General features: G+C 66.4%; 14 protein-coding genes. 6 read left to right on the top strand and 8 right to left on the bottom strand.

Going from position 1 to position 15,884, the window contains the following annotated elements:
* Positions 1 to 2: 2 nt before the first annotated feature.
* From HOP52_RS03145 to HOP52_RS03110, 8 genes are all read right to left on the bottom strand, one after another.
* Positions 3 to 842 (bottom strand): alpha/beta fold hydrolase, encoded by an 840-nt coding sequence (locus HOP52_RS03145; RefSeq protein ID WP_238975812.1) that lies wholly within the window; start codon positions 840 to 842, stop codon positions 3 to 5.
* Positions 843 to 873: 31 nt separating this feature from the next.
* The gene (locus HOP52_RS03140) at positions 874 to 1,395 is read right to left on the bottom strand and encodes a cupin domain-containing protein (protein WP_238975811.1); all 522 of its coding nucleotides are present in this window, start codon (positions 1,393 to 1,395) and stop codon (positions 874 to 876) included.
* Positions 1,396 to 1,652: 257 nt separating this feature from the next.
* Positions 1,653 to 2,570, bottom strand: a complete 918-nt coding sequence (locus tag HOP52_RS03135; RefSeq protein ID WP_238975810.1) for a VOC family protein — start codon at positions 2,568 to 2,570, stop codon at positions 1,653 to 1,655.
* A 98-nt stretch (positions 2,571 to 2,668) separates the two neighbouring features.
* Positions 2,669 to 3,469, bottom strand: coding sequence for an IclR family transcriptional regulator (locus HOP52_RS03130; RefSeq protein WP_238975809.1), 801 nt, complete (start codon positions 3,467 to 3,469; stop codon positions 2,669 to 2,671).
* A gap of 408 nt (positions 3,470 to 3,877) precedes the next feature.
* Positions 3,878 to 5,194 (bottom strand): TRAP transporter large permease, encoded by a 1,317-nt coding sequence (locus HOP52_RS03125; protein ID WP_238975808.1) that lies wholly within the window; start codon positions 5,192 to 5,194, stop codon positions 3,878 to 3,880.
* A 25-nt stretch (positions 5,195 to 5,219) separates the two neighbouring features.
* Positions 5,220 to 5,732: a TRAP transporter small permease gene (locus HOP52_RS03120; protein WP_238975807.1), complete on the bottom strand. Its 513-nt coding sequence runs from the start codon at positions 5,730 to 5,732 to the stop codon at positions 5,220 to 5,222.
* A 73-nt stretch (positions 5,733 to 5,805) separates the two neighbouring features.
* Positions 5,806 to 6,801 (bottom strand): TRAP transporter substrate-binding protein DctP, encoded by a 996-nt coding sequence (dctP, locus tag HOP52_RS03115; RefSeq protein ID WP_238975806.1) that lies wholly within the window; start codon positions 6,799 to 6,801, stop codon positions 5,806 to 5,808.
* A gap of 46 nt (positions 6,802 to 6,847) precedes the next feature.
* On the bottom strand, positions 6,848 to 7,978 hold the full coding sequence (locus HOP52_RS03110; RefSeq protein WP_238975805.1) for an FAD-dependent monooxygenase: 1,131 nt from the start codon (positions 7,976 to 7,978) through the stop codon (positions 6,848 to 6,850).
* 331 nt (positions 7,979 to 8,309) lie between these two features.
* On the opposite strand from HOP52_RS03110, the gene HOP52_RS03105 reads away from it, so the two are divergent.
* The 6 genes from HOP52_RS03105 (at position 8,310) to HOP52_RS03080 (ending at position 15,880) form a co-directional block, all read left to right on the top strand.
* Entirely contained in the window at positions 8,310 to 9,221 is a 912-nt protein-coding gene (locus tag HOP52_RS03105) for a LysR substrate-binding domain-containing protein (protein ID WP_238975804.1), read from the top strand.
* A 367-nt stretch (positions 9,222 to 9,588) separates the two neighbouring features.
* Complete coding sequence (locus HOP52_RS03100; protein WP_238975803.1) at positions 9,589 to 10,569, top strand: Bug family tripartite tricarboxylate transporter substrate binding protein; 981 nt, start codon at positions 9,589 to 9,591, stop codon at positions 10,567 to 10,569.
* A gap of 76 nt (positions 10,570 to 10,645) precedes the next feature.
* A complete protein-coding gene (locus tag HOP52_RS03095) occupies positions 10,646 to 11,095 on the top strand; it encodes a tripartite tricarboxylate transporter TctB family protein (RefSeq protein ID WP_238975802.1) in 450 nt (149 codons plus the stop codon).
* A 72-nt stretch (positions 11,096 to 11,167) separates the two neighbouring features.
* Entirely contained in the window at positions 11,168 to 12,691 is a 1,524-nt protein-coding gene (locus HOP52_RS03090; RefSeq protein ID WP_238975801.1) for a tripartite tricarboxylate transporter permease, read from the top strand.
* A 38-nt stretch (positions 12,692 to 12,729) separates the two neighbouring features.
* Positions 12,730 to 15,021 carry a xanthine dehydrogenase family protein molybdopterin-binding subunit gene (locus HOP52_RS03085; RefSeq protein ID WP_238975800.1) on the top strand — a complete coding sequence of 764 codons (2,292 nt, stop codon included), beginning with the start codon at positions 12,730 to 12,732 and terminating at the stop codon, positions 15,019 to 15,021.
* Positions 15,014 to 15,880 (top strand): FAD binding domain-containing protein, encoded by an 867-nt coding sequence (locus tag HOP52_RS03080; protein WP_238975799.1) that lies wholly within the window; start codon positions 15,014 to 15,016, stop codon positions 15,878 to 15,880. Before HOP52_RS03085 ends, HOP52_RS03080 begins: the two co-directional genes overlap by 8 nt.
* The last annotated feature ends 4 nt before the right edge of the window (positions 15,881 to 15,884 follow it).

The following is a 15,884-nucleotide window of genomic DNA, read 5'->3' as shown; positions in this document are numbered from 1 at the left end:
TCCTAGGGTGTCTCGGAAGCGTCGGCCACGCCAAGCAGCGGGCGGGCGAAGTCGTCCAGGACCCGGGCGAAGGCCTCGGGTGCATCGATATAGCTGGCATGCCCGGCCCGCGGGATGTCGCGATAGGGCAACCCCAGGCGGCTGGCCAGGCCACGGGCATCCTCGGGCGGGGTGATGCGATCCTCGTCGCCGCACACCACCAGGGTCGGCAGCGCCGGTGCGACCGGCAGGTAGCGTGACAGCAGGTCGTTGGCGAGCATCCAGCCGGCCTGGGCGAAGCCCGCCACATGCAGCTTCTGCATCTCCGCCTCGACCCGGGCGATGTCCGCCGGATCGGCGCCCTCGCGCAGCAGTCGCGGCGCCCGCGCTCGGGCGTAGGCGGCATGGCCCTGGGTCTCGAGCTGGGTCCAGCGGCTGCGGTAGACCTCGTCGCGTTTGGCCTCATCGGCATCGCCGTAGCCCTGGGCCGGGTCCGCCAGCACCACCCCGGCTAGCCGGCCCGGGTGAGCGGCCAGATAGGCGCCGGCCATCATGGCCCCCAGGGAGTGGCCCACCAGCACGCAACGCTCGACCCCGAGCGCCGCCAGCCAGGCCTCCAGGCGCTCGGCATAGTCGGCGGCCGTGGGCGCCTCGTTCGCCAGGGGCTGGCTGTCGCCATAACCCGGGGCGTCCCAGGCCAGCAGGCGATAGCCGGGCAGCCGCTCGGCGAGCTTGGCCCAGGAACCGGCACTGGAGCTGATGCCATGCAGCAGCACCAGGGTCGGGGCCTCGTCTGGCGACCCAGGGCCCCCTTCCCGATAGCACTGCTCTCCCGTCTCGAGCCTCAGGCGTCTGGCGTCCACGACGTCCTCCATTTTCATATGTAGAAAGCGCTTAGTTGCGCTTGACCTTGGACAGGGGATGATCCTCCGGATAGGTGGGGATCTGCGGCCGCGGAGTCCCCAGCATCACGCACATCAGCGCCTCTTCCTCACCGTGGTTGAACAGGCCCCGGTAGATGCGCGGCGGGATGGAGATAACGTCGCGCTCCTCGAGCACGGTCTCCATGGTGTCGTCGCCATCCTTGAGATAGAGGGTGATGGTGCCCTTGAGCACGAAGAACACCTCTTCCACGTCGTCATGGACATGCAGGGGTCCTTCGCACTTGGACGGCAGCACCATGGTGGAGAAGGTGAAGTGCTCGGCGGGAATGGTGTTGGCATCGTCCTTGACCCCGGTGGCGCCGGTGCCGATATAGCGCATCTGGGCACGGCGATACTTGGGGTCGTAGTCGGCCTGGAACTTCAGGGCACTCCAGTCGTACTTGCGTCCCTTGAAGCGGGCGATGCGGGTCTGCATCCACTCTTCGAAAGATACGTTTTCGGGTTTTTTCCAGGTTTCCAGAAGCTCTGACATCGTCGTTTCCTCTCGTTCGGCTACTGATTTATTTCCGTGCCCATTGGCACCACAGCTAATTTTCTTAGATCGGGGCAAAGCGATCCCTAGGACGCCAATTAAAGGCATCTCGATCCGGGACTTTTCATCGCTTTCGACCCCGTATTTAACGGTCTTTCTATATTAGGAGGTAGTCGCGCTTATATCGGGTTATTTATCTGTCTTGTTTTCTCTACCTTGGTTCGTCAGACGTTATTTACCGTTTATCGGGACCACCGTCAGGCTTCCGCTTTCTTCTGCCGACGGGTCTCGGCATCGATACCGCCTTCCACCGCCCACTCGGTGAAAGACTCCAGGGAGTGCTCCATCTCGCGGGGCACCCAGGCCTCGGTGAGGTAGTCCTCGTTGGTGTAGTACTCGAAGGCACCACCAAGGGGGCTATTCACATACCAGAAGTAGGCCGAGGAGATCGGGTGGCGCCCCGGGCCCAGGAAGGTGCTCCACTGCTTGCGGTTCATCGCCAGGCCGCCGCCGATCACCTCGTGGATGTCGCGCACGGTGAAGGCCACATGGTTGAGGCCGGCGCCACGGTGGGGCAGCTTGAGCAGGAAGAGGTTGTGATGCCCTCCGCGGGCCTGCATACGCAGGAAAACGGCACGATCGGTGTAGCGGTCGGAGACGGCGAAGCCCAGTTTGTCGCGATAGAAGGCCTCGGTGGCCTCGAGGTCGTCGACGAAGAACACCGCATGGCCGATGCCGACCGGGGTGGCACGCTCATAGACCGGGCTCGGTTGGTCGACGCGGCGCATGTCACCGTACTGGTTGATCGGGGTGACCTCGAGCGCCACGTCGCGCAATGTGCTGATGCGGACGGCCACCGTCATGCCGTTGGGATCGCGACACTCGATGGCGTCACCCCGGTCGACGAAGCCCGGCTGGTCGGCCAGGCGCGCTTTCAGCGCCTCAAGGGCGGCCGCATCGGCCGCGCCCCAGGTCATGCGCCGCAGGGTCGAGCCGGGCTCGAAGGCCGGCGGCAGCGCCGGGTCGTCCACCGGCGCCAGGCTCAGGCGCGCGCCGTTGAGGGTCTCAAAGGTCGTTTCGTCCACCGGCGAGAGTCCGAAGTCGGTCACGAACCGCTTGCTGACTTCCAGATCCTCGACGCCGAACTCCAGCGCTTCGATGCCAACGATGCTCATGCTCTCACTCCTGCGTCACTCGACGCGGTTGTCGTCTGTCTGGCCCGCGCCTGGGCGTCGGGCGGTTGCTGTCCGGCTGGGCCGGTTCCGTGCTTGCGCTAGGTCCCCTGGCGCTCGGCGACGCTACGGTAGCCAAGCAGTCCGGAGATGGTCGCCGCGGCTTTTTCCACCGGGCCGCGCAGCCGCTCGCGCTCCTCGGCGGGAATCTCGTGGACCGGCACCATGATGCTCACCACCGCCTCGATCTCTCCGTCGGCATTGAAGACGGGGTAGACGATGGAGGAGATGCCGAGCTGAAAGTAGGACTCGGCGATCACGTAGCCGCGACGGCGATCCTCCTGGACTAGCGCCCAGAGCGCCTCGCGATTGGCCGGCGCCCCGGGCTGGCTGTCGGGCAGCGCCTCGTCGGGATAGAGCGCCTCGAACTCCTCGCGGCTCAGGCCGGTGAGCAGCATCCGTCCCAGGGAAGTACGGTGCACCGGCAGGCGAGTGCCGACGCTGACCCGGCGAATAGTCGCATTGGCGGCGCTGACCCGGGCCACGTAGATGACGTCCTGGCCGTCGCGGATGGCGATATGGCTCGAGCAGCCGGTGGCGTCACGCAGCGATTCGATCACCGGCTGGCCCACCTGCACCACGTCCAGCGATGCCACGTACTCGAAACCGAGGCGCAGGACGTTGACTCCCAGGGAGTAGAGCCCGGTGGTCGGATGGCGCCGCAGGAAGCCCATGTACTCCAGGGTCTGGATCGCCCGATAGGCGGTCGCCTTGGGAATGTCCACCCGCTTGGCGATCTCGGCGAAGCTCATCTCCCGATGGTTGCGGCTCAGCTCCATCAGGATGGTCAGGCCGCGCTCCAGGCCGGGGATCAGGTATCTGCGTGCATCTTTGTCACTCATAAAGCGTCCTCTCCTGTGATGGCCGTTCCAGGCACCAGCATACCCCCTGCCCTGGGTGCGCGGCATGTCATGCCCGGGCCGCAGCGGATGTCGTGGTGCGGGAGTCGCTTCCAGCGGGCGAATGGCCAGGCGGAGAGCCGATCTCTATCGATGCAAGCTCTACGCTCCAAACCTCGATGATTCAAATATGAAAACTCATTTATTATTTGATACACTCAAGATAAGTGGTCTCCCGGCCCTTGTCAAGGTCGGATCACACACAAATATCAAAAGCTAAGTCATTGTTTTAAAATTAATAAAATACCCAGCGGCAGCGCCTTGAGGTCGGCGCGCTGTTGATCGGCGACGACGTTGAGGCGGGTCAGGGAGCCTCCCCGACCCGCGATCTGCCGCGGGTCGTTTGGTCTGCTAGCCGAACATCCAGCTGACCGGGCCGGTGACGATCTGCGGAAAGGCGAAGATGATGCCGATCGCCAGGAAGTCGCAGATCAGGAAGGGAATGGCGGCCCGGTAGATGCTGCCCATGGTGGTGCCCTCCGGCGCCACCGCCTTCATCACGAACAGCGCCGCCCCCAGCGGCGGCGAGGTGGAACCGGTCTCGATGGCGAGCAGGAAGAGCACCGCGAACCAGATGGTGTCGAAGCCCATATGATCCACCACCGGCACGAAGATCGGCAGGGTGATCAGCATGATCGGCAGCGGCCCCATGAACATGCCCAGCAGCACCACGGTCAAGATCATGGTCAGCACGATCAGGTGGTCGTTGACCGGCAGGTTCATCACCGCATCCATCATGCCGAAGGTGGCACCGGTGAAGGCCAGCAGCTGACTGAAGGCCACGGCCCCGGCGACGATGAGCAGCACCATCACCGAGATGTTGGCACTCTCGAACATGGAGCGACTGAAGTTCTCCACCGTCAGGCGACGCTTGACCAGCGCCAGCAGGATGGTGGCCACCGCACCGGAGGCGGCCGCCTCGGTGGGCGTCGCCAGGCCGAGGAAGATCACCCCCACCACCGCGAAGACGATGAAGCCGATGGGCAGGATGTTGCGGACGCCCGCACTGACCTTCTCCTTGAGCGGCGTGGGCTGCACATCGAAAGTGGGGGCCAGGTCCGGCTGCAGGGTGCAGCGTCCCCAGATGTAGAGGGCATAGAGTACCGCCATCAGCAGCCCGGGGGCGATGATGGCGATCAGCAGCCGCCCGATGGGCAGCTCGGCCACCACGCCGAGCACCACCGCCAGGGCGCTGGGCGGGATCATGATGGCGAGCCCCGCGGAGCCGATGATGGGCCCCAGCGACATGGGTTTCTTGTAGCCACGGCGCTCCATCTCCGGCGTCAGGCTGGAGCCCAGCAGAGCGATGGCGCCCATGCTGTTGCCGGTGAGGGTGGAGAAGAGCACGCCGCCGCCCACCGCCATGTAGGCGAGTCGGCCGCGCAGCTTGCCGAACCATTTGTCCAGGGTGTCCATCAGGTCGTTGGCGATGCCGGAGCGGAACATCACCTCGCCCATGATCATGAACATGGCGATGGGCACCAGGGTGAAGCTGGTCAGGGCGTCGGTGGTGTTGATCACCAACTGTTCGACGCCCGAGGTGCCACCGAGGAAGAGATAGGCTCCCACCAGGTTGACCACCAGGAAGGAGAAGGCCACCGGCAGACCCAGCATCATCAACACCAGCAGGGCACCGAGAACGAGTGATAGCGTAAGCCACCAATCCATAAAGTCCTCCAGAGAGGGAGCGAGGTCAGCGCTTCAGGCAGGCCACGGCCTGGGCCACGAACTGAATGGCGACCAGAAACAGGCCGAGCGGGAAGACCCAGGTGAGCAGATAGCTGCGCGGCGCCAGCACGGTGGTCTCGCGGATGCCGAACTGGTACTGGTCGAGCGTCACCCCCAGCCCATACCAGGCGGCGTAGAGACAGGCCGCAGCCCCCAGCAGCGCCATCGCGAAGCCGAGCGCTACCCGCCAGCGAGGGGGCAGGCTAGTGGTGATGACATCGATGGCCACGTGGCGATTCTTCTCCAGCAGGTAGGGCGCCCCGAGAAAGGTCATATAGAGCAGCGCATAGCCGCTGAGCTCCACCACCCAGATCAGGGACTGGCCGAAGAAGAGGCGCGACAGGATCTCGGCGAAGACGGCACCGGTGGCGGCGAGGAGCACAGCCGCGCTCACCGCTGCCAGTGCCAGGTTTAAGCGGCTTACGCCCCGCATCAGGAGTGCCAGGAGTAACTTGCCGCGGGAGAGTGACTGTTGCATATCGAGCCACCTGAAGTAGATACATTCGAAGATGCCCCGACCAGGATGGGCCGGGGCATTCCATCAGGACGAATCAATCGACCAGCATGGCCCGCAGTTCCGCCGTCAGCTCATCATTGTCGAGCTGGCCGGCCATATATTCCCAGGCGGCGTCGATGGCGGTCTGCAGGTACTGCTCTGCCTCCTCGCCGTTGAGGGCGATCTCCTCGAAGCCGGCGGCCTCCATCTCGGCATAGCCGTTGGCGATCACCTCGTCCCAGCTGCGATCGATCTCCGGCGCCAGGGTGTAGCGCAGGTACTCGGTCAGCTCCTCGCGGAGCTCGTCGGGGAGCCGTCCCATGGCGCGATCGCTGACCAGGACGCTGAAGCCGGCACGGTAGAAGGGGGGGGTGATGTAGTAGTTGACCACATCGGAGAACTGCTCGGCCCAGCCGATGTTGCCCTGCATGAAGCCGTCGATGGCCCCACGCTCCATGGCGGTGTAGATCTCGCCGATGGGCAGCACCAGGCCATTGGCCCCCAGCGCCTCGATGAACGGCAGGCCGGTGGGGAAGACCCGGATGCGCTTGCGCTTGAGGTCGTCCATGCCGTCGACGCGGTCCTTGAAGAAGAGGAAGAACTGGACGTTGGAGGCGGGAATCTCGCCCAGGTAGTTGAGGCCCCGCTCGGCGTGGATCTCGGTCATGCGGTCGTAGTAGCCGCTCTCGAGGAGCTCCTCGTAGTTCTTGAACGACAGGTTGGAGGAGGTCGAGGACGGCACCAGCCCCGAATAGTAGCTGGGGCTGAGCAGCGCCATGTCGATGGAGTTGTTGCGCACCGCATCGGCGAGGCGGAAGGGCGGCATCACCTCGGGGCCGCCGCGCCAGTTGAGGACCAGGCGCCCCTCGAACTCCTCGTTGACCGCTGCGACGAACTCCCTGAAGCCGTGGGAGACCGCGATGGGCTTGGGGGTGAAGCTCACCACGTTGAGGGTGACCGCATCGGCGGCGGCGGTGAAGGAGAGACCGGCCAGCGACAGGCCGGCGGCGATGTTTGTCAGGGCGACTTTTGTCAGGGTGGAGGTTTTCATGGCTTTCTAGCTCTCTTGTGATTGTGGGGTTGTGGTCGAGAAAGGGTCAGTCGTCCAGGGTCACGCCCCAGGCGTCGTAGCCGTAGACCCAGTCGGCGTTGCCTGCGCCCTTCAGCCAGTCGTTGGCGAGGGAACCGCGCTGCACCTGGGCGGTGCGCGGCTTGCGGGCATTCTCGTAGCGCTGTAGGGCGGTTGGCACCTCGTCCAGGGTCGCCTCGGCGAGGCAGCGGGACAGCACCACCGCATCCTCGATGGCCATGCAGGCGCCCTGAGCCATGAAGGGCACCATGGGATGGGCGGCATCGCCGAGAATGGTCACATGCCCCTCGGACCAGCGCTCCATGGGTTCGCGCACATAGAGCGCCGACTTGGTGACGCTGTCGCAGGCCGCCAGCAGGGTGCGCACGTCGGGATGGAAGTCCCGATAGACCTCGCGCAGTTCCTCGACGTCGCCGGGCAGGGTCCAGGACTCCTCGCGCCAGCCCTCCTGGGGCGTGGTGGCGAAGATGAACACCTCCTCGCCACGGGTCAGCGGGAAGACCACCACCTGAACGTCCGGGGTCGGTCCCCACCACTTGGTGAAGGCGTCCAGGTTCTCGATCTCGGGCACCGCCGAGCGCGGCACCACCGCCCGATAGGAGACCAGACCGGTGAACTCAGGGCTGTCCTCGCCGAACAGCGAACGGCGTACCGCGGAGTGGATGCCGTCGGCGCCGATCACCAGGTCCAGGCGCTCGCTGCTGCCATCCTCGAAATGGACCACCGGCTGCTCGCCGGCCTCGACACTGGCCACCTTGCTGCCCAGGCGAATCGCCTCGGCCGGCAACTTCGCCTCCAGGGCCTTGAGCAGGTCGCCGCGGTGGATAGTCAGCTGAGGCGCCCCGTACTTGGCCTCGGCGGCATCGCTCATGGGCAGCCTGGAGGTGACCTCGCCAGTGTCCCAGGTGCGGCTCAGGCGATGGGTGGGCCGTGCGGCGGTGCGGCGCAGTTCCTCGCCAACGCCCAGGCGGTCCAGGGCGCGCACCGCATTGGGCGTCAGGTTGACGTCGGCGCCGATACGCAGGAACTGCCGGGCCTGCTCGAAGACAATCGCCTCATGGCCCGCCTCACGCAGGGCGATGGCCGCACAGAGGCCACCCACACCACCACCACAGATACCGATTCTTAGCTTTGTCATACCCATTCGCCTCTTCCGGCCTCTTGTTTTACATATGAAACAGAGTTTATTATTTGGATATCCGAACTGTAGGCCGCGCACTGGCCTTTGTCAAACCCTTGGCGAAACGAAACAGCAGATCGATCTTGCGGCTTCCCAGGCACCGCTGACAGACCTCCGACAAGACGCATACCAGCCCGGCCAGCCAACCTGGCAGCGGCCGGATGCGAGGGAGACACAAAGCAGGCGAAGCGAGCCGGGCTTCAGGAAGCGCGGGTCAGCTTGGCGGCCAAGCGCATCTACTAATGCGCCCAATTAACGATCCTATAAACCAAACACGAGCAGCAGACTTATGAAAGATCACCAACTCAAGGCCCTCGTCCAGGTGGCCGACTGCGGCTCCATCCGCGCCGCGGCACGCGCCATGCACCTGAGCCCCAGTGCCCTGACCAAGGCGCTGCGGGAGCTGGAGGAGGACGTCGGCGCCGAGCTACTGACCCGTAGCTACAAGGGGGTCGAGTTCACCCCGGCCGGCAGCGCCCTGCTGATGCGGGCGCGACTGGTGCTCGCCACCCTCGACAAGGCCCGGGACGAGGTCCGCTACCTGCGTGGCGGTGCCGGCGCCAAGATCACCGCGGCAATCACCCCCACCATCGCCACCACCGCCCTGCCCGGGGTGTTGAAGGATTTCGAACGCCTCCAGCCCGATGCCCAGTTGACCCTGATCGAGGGCATGATGACCAGCGTCATCCCCGCCCTTCACGAGGGCAGCATCGACTTCGCCGTGGTGATCACCGACCCGGAGGACCTGCCCCATGACATGGACTTCGAGCCCCTGGGCCTGGTCAGGGGCACGGTGGTGGGTCGCGAGGGCCATCCCCTGGCCGACGCCCAGGCGTGGTCGGAGCTTAAGGACGCCCGCTGGGTACTCAACCTGATCCATGGCAGCACCGGCCAGCACCTGATCGACTGGCTGGAGCGCAGCGGCCTGGAGCGTCCCGTCAACCCGCTGCTCTGCACCTCGCCGACCCTGATGCTGGAGCTGACTCGCCACACCGACCTGATCGGTTTCGGCCCGGAGCCGCTGTTCCTGGACCCCATGTTCAGCGTCGGCGTGCAACGCTTTACCGGGCTCCCTCCCGCGCCACCCATGAGCCTGGGCATCCTCACCCTGAGAGGCGTGCCCTTGAGTGCCGCGGCCCGCCCCCTGGCAGAGCTCTTCGCCCGCCATATTCGCCAACCGACGCCCGTGATCCCTTCCTGAGACCCACCCACCGGAGCCCACCCGGTGGCGATACTTTTTCCGTGATGCTCACTAATGGTGCACACCGATTTCGCTACCCCCCACACCGAAAAGGCGCAAGCAGCACCGCGAAATAGCTAAAAATAACCTTATTTTTCAAAAAATAAGCCACAATATCACCAACTCTTCCCGACCAACCGTTCCCCCCATCACGTCCCTATTCGCCCCCTGCCCCGCTCCGCTCCCCCTTGCCTCAGCTCCCTGGCCGTTTGACTCTTCACGACCCGGGTGCTTAATTCCATCTGTACCAGATACAAAAACAAGTTTCATATATAAATAAACTCTGATCTCCCTGTCGCCACCCCCGAGATCCACCAGGAGAAGAACAATGTCCCTGACCCGCCGACTGCTGTTGACCTCCGCCATCGCTTCCGCCGCCCTGCTCTCCACGGGGCTGCAGGCCGCCACCTATCCCGACAAGCCGGTCACCATCGTGGTCTCCTATCCGCCGGGGGCCGACACCGATGCCATGGCCCGGCTATTCGCCGACCAATTGACCCATCGTCTCGGCCAGCCGGTGGTGGTGGAGAACCGCCCGGGCGCCGGCGGTACCATCGGCAACGGCACCGTGGCCCGGGCCACGGCCGATGGCTATACCCTGCTCTATACCCCCAACCCCTTTACCACGGCGCCCCTGGTGATGAACCTGCCGGAGGGCGCCAGCTACGACGTCCTCGATGGCTTCGACCCGATCATTCTCGCCGGCCATCAGGCGGTGCTGGTGGTGGCCCATCCCGACACCGGCATCGAGACCATCGATGACCTGGTCACCCAGGCCCGCAACGGCCCGAACCTCAGCTATGGCACCCCCGGCGCCGGCTCGCCGATGCATATCGCCGCCGAGTGGCTCAACCGGGAGGCCGAGATCGATGTGCTGCATATCCCCTATCGCGGCGTCAGCCCCATCGTGCCTGACGTCCTGGCCGGACATATCGACCTGGGCTACGTGACCTACGGCCCCGTGGCGCAACTGATCGAGTCGGGGCGCCTCAACCTGGTGGCCATCACCGACCCGCAGCGCTCACCGGTGCTGGAGGGCATCCCCACCATCGCCGAGCAAGGCTATGAGGCGGTTCAACTCGGCGCCTGGCACGGCCTGATGGCGCCCAAGGGCACCCCGGAGGAGATCATCGAGACCCTCAATGCGCAGATGAACGCCATCCTGGAGATGCCCGAGGTGATCGAGCAGATGGCCCGGTTCGGCGCCGTACCCGCCGGTGGCGAGCCGGCGGCCCTGGCCGAGATCAACGCCGATGATTACGCGCGCCTGGCGGCGATCATCGAGGAGCTGGGCATCACCGCCGACTGAGCGCGCCCCGGTGCAGACGACCGGGAGGCGCCCCGCCTCCCGGCCGCTTCTCCCTGCCGACAGCGACGAGAATCCCATGATCGATAGAGACATCAAGAACCTGCTCGGCGGTGGCCTGCTGACCCTGCTCGGCCTCTTCACCGCCTGGTACGCCTACGGCCACTACTCCCTCGGCACCTTCTCCCGGATGGGCCCGGGCTTCCTGCCGGTGATCCTCGGCGGCGTCCTGGCCCTGCTGGGCCTGATCGTGGCCCTCCCCGCCTGGTGGCGCCGCGGGGAGCCCATCCGCGGTGACTGGGCCAGCGCCGGCTTCGTGATAGCCAGCATCGTCGTCTTCGCGCTACTGCTGAAGGGGCTGGGCCTGGTGATCGCCACCATCACCGCGGCCCTGATCGCCCTGATTCCCGATCGCAGCCTCGGCCAGGGCACCAAGCTCAAGGTAGCCCTGGTCATCGCGGCCATCACCTACCTGATCTTTATTCAGGGCCTGAGCATGAACCTGCCCGCCTGGCCCAGGTTGGGCTAACGGCTCAAACCGCCCGGGGAGTCGCGACGTTCGGCTTTCCCCATCCACCCACGTTATCCGGAGGCATGCCATATGGGCACCCTGGAAGCCTTGCTCTTGGGTCTGCAGGATGCGACCCAGCCGACCATGCTGCTCTACTGCTTTATCGGCGTCTTCCTCGGCACCCTGGTGGGGGTGCTGCCCGGGGTGGGCGCCATGGCGGCCATCTCGCTGTTGCTGCCGATCACCTACTACATTCCCTCTACCGCCGCCCTGGCCATGCTGGCGGGGGTCTTCTATGGCTCCCAGTACGGCGGCTCCATCGCCTCGATCCTGCTCAATATCCCCGGCACCCCGGCCTCGGCGGTCACCAGCCTGGACGGCTACCCCATGGCCCGGCAGGGGCGTGCCGGGGTGGCCCTGTTCATCGCCATGTCGGCCTCCTTCGTCGGCTCCATCCTCGGCTTGCTGCTGCTGGCGACCCTGGGACCGGTACTCTCCGAGATCGGCCTCTCCTTCGGCCCCGCCGAGTACTTCTCGCTGATGCTGCTGGGGCTGATCGCCGCCTCGGCGGTGGGGTCCGGCTCCGCCGCCAAGAGCCTGGCCATGGTGGTGCTGGGCCTGCTGCTGGGCATGGTGGGCACCGATATCAACACCGGCCTGGTGCGTTTCAACTTCGGCATGCCGGAGTTGATGGATGGCATCAACCTGGTGGCCCTGGCCATGGGGCTGTTCGGCCTCTCCGAGGTGATCGCCAGCATGCGCCTGAGCGGCGGGGAGCGACGCACCCCGAGTTTCTCGCTGCGCTCCATGCTGCCCGAGTGGCTCGACCTGCGTCGCGCGGTGCCGGCCATGCTGCGCGGCACCGCCATCGGCAGCTTCTTCGGCACCATGCCCGGCACCGCCTCCGGCCTCTCCCCCTTCATGTCCTATGCGGTGGAGAAGAAGCTGGCCAGGGAACCCGAGCGCTTCGGCAAGGGGGCCGTCGAGGGCATCGCCGGCGCCGAGTCCTCCAACAGCTCCGGCGCCATGACCGCCTTCGTGCCGACCCTGACCCTGGGTATCCCCGGCGACGTGGTGATGGCACTGATGCTCGGCGCCATGATGCTCCACGGCATCCAGCCGGGGCCGCTGATGATCTCCGAGAATCCGGTGATGTTCTGGAGCCTGGTGGTCAGCTTCGGCATCGGTAACCTGCTGCTGCTGGTGCTCAACATGCCGCTGATCGGCCTCTGGACCGCCCTGCTTCGCATCCCCTTCAGCATGCTCTACCCGGCGATCATCATCTTCATCTGCCTCGGCGTGTACAGCGTCAACAACAACGTCTTCGACGTCTATGTGGTGGCGGCGATCGGGGTCCTGGGTTACGGGATGAGCCTGCTGAACTTCAGCCCCGCCCCCCTGCTGTTGGGCTTCGTGCTCGGCCCACTGCTGGAGGAGAACCTGCGTCGTGCCCTGCTGCTCTCCCGCGGCGACCCCATGACCTTTATCGAGCGCCCGGTGAGCGCCGGCCTGCTGGCCGTCTGCCTGGCACTGCTGCTATGGGCCGCCGTCTCGGCCATCCGCGGCCTCTGCCGCCAGGCTCATGCCCGCCGCGGTGGGCGTGTCGTCCCCTGAGCCTCCACCAGTCACCGAGAACCCCACAGGAGCGCAAGATGAGTGAATCGCCCATCGGCCGGGATACCCCCCAGGTCAATGCCCGCGCCAAGGTCACCGGCCGCGCCCAGTACGCCGGCGATATCCAGCTACCCGGCATGCTGCACGCCAAGGTGCTGCGCAGCCCCCATCCCCATGCCCGCATCCGGCGCATCGACACCCGGGCGGCCCGGGCCCTGCCCGGGGTCAAGGCGGTGCTCACCGGCGCCGATGCCCCCGACGCCCTGTGGGGTGTCCATCACAAGGAGCGCCGCATCCTGGCCAGGGAGGTGGTGCGCTTCGCCGGCGAGGAGGTGGTCGCCGTGGCCGCCACCAGCGACGAGATCGCCCGGGACGCCCTGGAGCTGGTGACGATCGACTACGAGCCCCTGCCCGCCCTCTTCACGCCCGAGGCCGCCCTGGCCGAGGGCGCCACCGGCATCCATCCGGGGCGCAATAACGTGGCCCACGAGATCGCCTTCGAACGCGGCAGCGTGGAGGCGGGGTTCGCCCAGGCCGACCTGATCCATGAGGCGACCTACACCACCCATGCCCAGTACCCGGGCTACCTGGAGCCCATGGCGACGGTCGCCCAGGTCGATGGCCACGGCCGCTTGCAGGTGTGGGCCTCCACTCAGTCGGTGTTCCTGGCACGGATGCGTTTGGCGGCGGCCCTGGAACTGCCGGTCTCGCGCATCCGGGTGATGCAGACCACCACCGGCGGCGGCTTCGGCGGCAAGATCGTCGAGGACGCCAACAGCCTGATCGCCGCCCTCCTGGCGCTCAAGACCGGCCAGCCGGTGCGCCTGGTCAACAATCGTCTGGAGGACTTCCTGGGCGCCTGCTCGAGCCTGCCCGAGCGCCTCACCCTCAAGCTGGGCATGACCCGGGAGGGCCGCATCGTCGCCAAGGAGGTGACGATCCTCGCCGACTGCGGCGCTTACTGCGGCCTGACCAACGAGGTGATGCACGTCTCCGCCATGCGCAGCGACAATATGCACCGACTGGAAAACGTCAGGTCCCACGCCGTCCTGAGCTATACCCATACGCCGCCCCATGGCGCCTTCCGCGGCTTCGGCGGCACCCAGATGCTGTTCGCCTTGAACAGCCATATCGACACCATGGCCGAGAAACTGGGCCTCGACCCCGTGGCCATCCATCGCCTCAATGCCATCCAGGCCGGCGACACCTCGATCCATGGCTGGGAAGTCGGCAGCACCGGCCTCATGGAGTGCCTCGATCAGTGCACCGAGGCGATCCACTGGGCGGAGAAGCGTGGTCGCCGCGACCAGGCCGGCAGGCGCCGCCGTGGCGTGGGCCTGGCCGCCGCCATGCACGTCAGCGGCAACCGCACCATCGGCAACTGGGACGGTTCCACCGTGGTGGTCAAGCTCAACGAGGACGGTCGCGCCCTCGTGCATAGTGGCGAGTGCGATATGGGCCAGGGCGCCATGACCATGCTCAGCCAGGTGATCGCCCATGAGCTGACCCTGCCCATCGAGCATATCCAGGTGGTGCCGCCGGACACCGACACCTCGCCCTTCGCCATCGGCACCCTGGCCTCCCGGGTGACCATGTCCGGGGGCCATGCCGCCATCCTCGCCGCCCGCAAGGCCAAGGCCCAGTTGCTCGCCCTGGCCGCCGAGCTGTCGGGCCATGCCGAGGAGACGCTGACACTGATCGACGGAGCCGTGCGCCTCCGTGACGCTGACAACGGCGAAATCGTCGCCGACCTGGCGACCCTGGCCCGCCAGCATATCTGGCGCCACGGCGGCGAAGGCCTTCAGGTCTCCGCCACCTGGGATCCCCAGACCCGCATGCACGATGACGACCTCTACGGCAACATCGCCTCCGCCTACTCCTTCGCCGCCCAGGCGGTGGAGGTGGAGGTGGACACCGAGACCGGCCGCGTCGAGGTGGTGGAGAGCTTCGTCTCCGACGACTGCGGCAAGGCCTTCAACCCCCTGGCCATCCACGGCCAGACCAATGGCGCCACGGTGCAGGCGATCGGCTGGGCCCTCTACGAGCAGCTGCAGGTGGAGGAGGGGCGGATCATGAACGGCAACTTCGCCGACTACACCCTGGCCACCGCCGACGCCGTGCCCATGCTGGCCTCCGGCATCGTCGAATCGAACGATCCCAAGGGCCCCTACGGCGCCAAGGGCGCCAGCGAGACCGCCATCCTCCCCGGGGCGGCGGCCATCGCCAATGCCGTCCATGACGCCGTGGGGGTACGCATCACCGACCTGCCCATCACCCCCGAGAAGGTGCTCGCCGCCCTGCGCGCCAAGGAGGATGCCGACCATGCGTGATTTCGATTTCCTGGAGCCCGCCAGCGCCGCCGAGGCGAGCCGCATGCTGCTGGACGAGCCGGAGGAGAGCCGCCTGATCGCCGGCGGCACCGCCCTGATGCTGGGCATGCGCCAGCGCATGCTGTCACCCCGCCGGTTGATCTCCCTGGGCCGCCTCGAGGCCCTGAGGGGCATCGACTTCGATGCCAAGGAGGGGCTGCGCATCGGCGCCCTGACCCGGCATGCGGAGCTGGCCGCCGATCCCGCCGTCCAGACCCACTACCCCATGCTGGCCAGCATGGCCGCCCGGGTCGCCAACCCCCAGGTGCGCAACCAGGGCACCCTGGGCGGCAACCTCTGCTACGCCGACCCGGCCACCGACCCGCCCGGCTGTCTGATGGCCCTGGATGCCCAGGTGGTAATCCAGGGCCCCGACGGCGAGCGGCGCCTCACGATCGAGGCCTTCCTGGTCGACTACTACACCACCGCCCTGGAGCCCGGCGAGCTGATCACCGAGATCCGCCTGCCGCCCCCCGCCGAGGGCGACCGGGGCCACTATGCCCGCCACCTGCGCACCGCGGCGGAGCACCGTCCCCTGGTCAACCTGGCAGCCTGGGTGCGCCAGCGCGGCCACGGCTGTGAAGCGGCCCGGCTTGTCGTAGGCGCCTCCACCGTGGTCCCCACCCGGGTGCCGCAAGCCGAGGCGTACCTGATGGCCCACCCCCCCAGCGAGGCCACGGTGGACGCCACCGCCGAGCTGATCGCCTCCGGCATTACCCCCCTCTCCGACGCCCGCGGCTCGGCGGCGTACCGTCGCGAGATGGTGCGGGTCATCGCCCGGCGCAGCCTGGCCCACCTCTTCGCCCTTCCCCTGGAGTGACGTC

This window comes from Billgrantia campisalis, assembly GCF_022341425.1.
GTDB lineage: Bacteria > Pseudomonadota > Gammaproteobacteria > Pseudomonadales > Halomonadaceae > Halomonas > Halomonas campisalis.
Note: the sequence above shows the minus strand (reverse complement) of the source record. Positions and strands in the feature narration are given on the sequence as shown.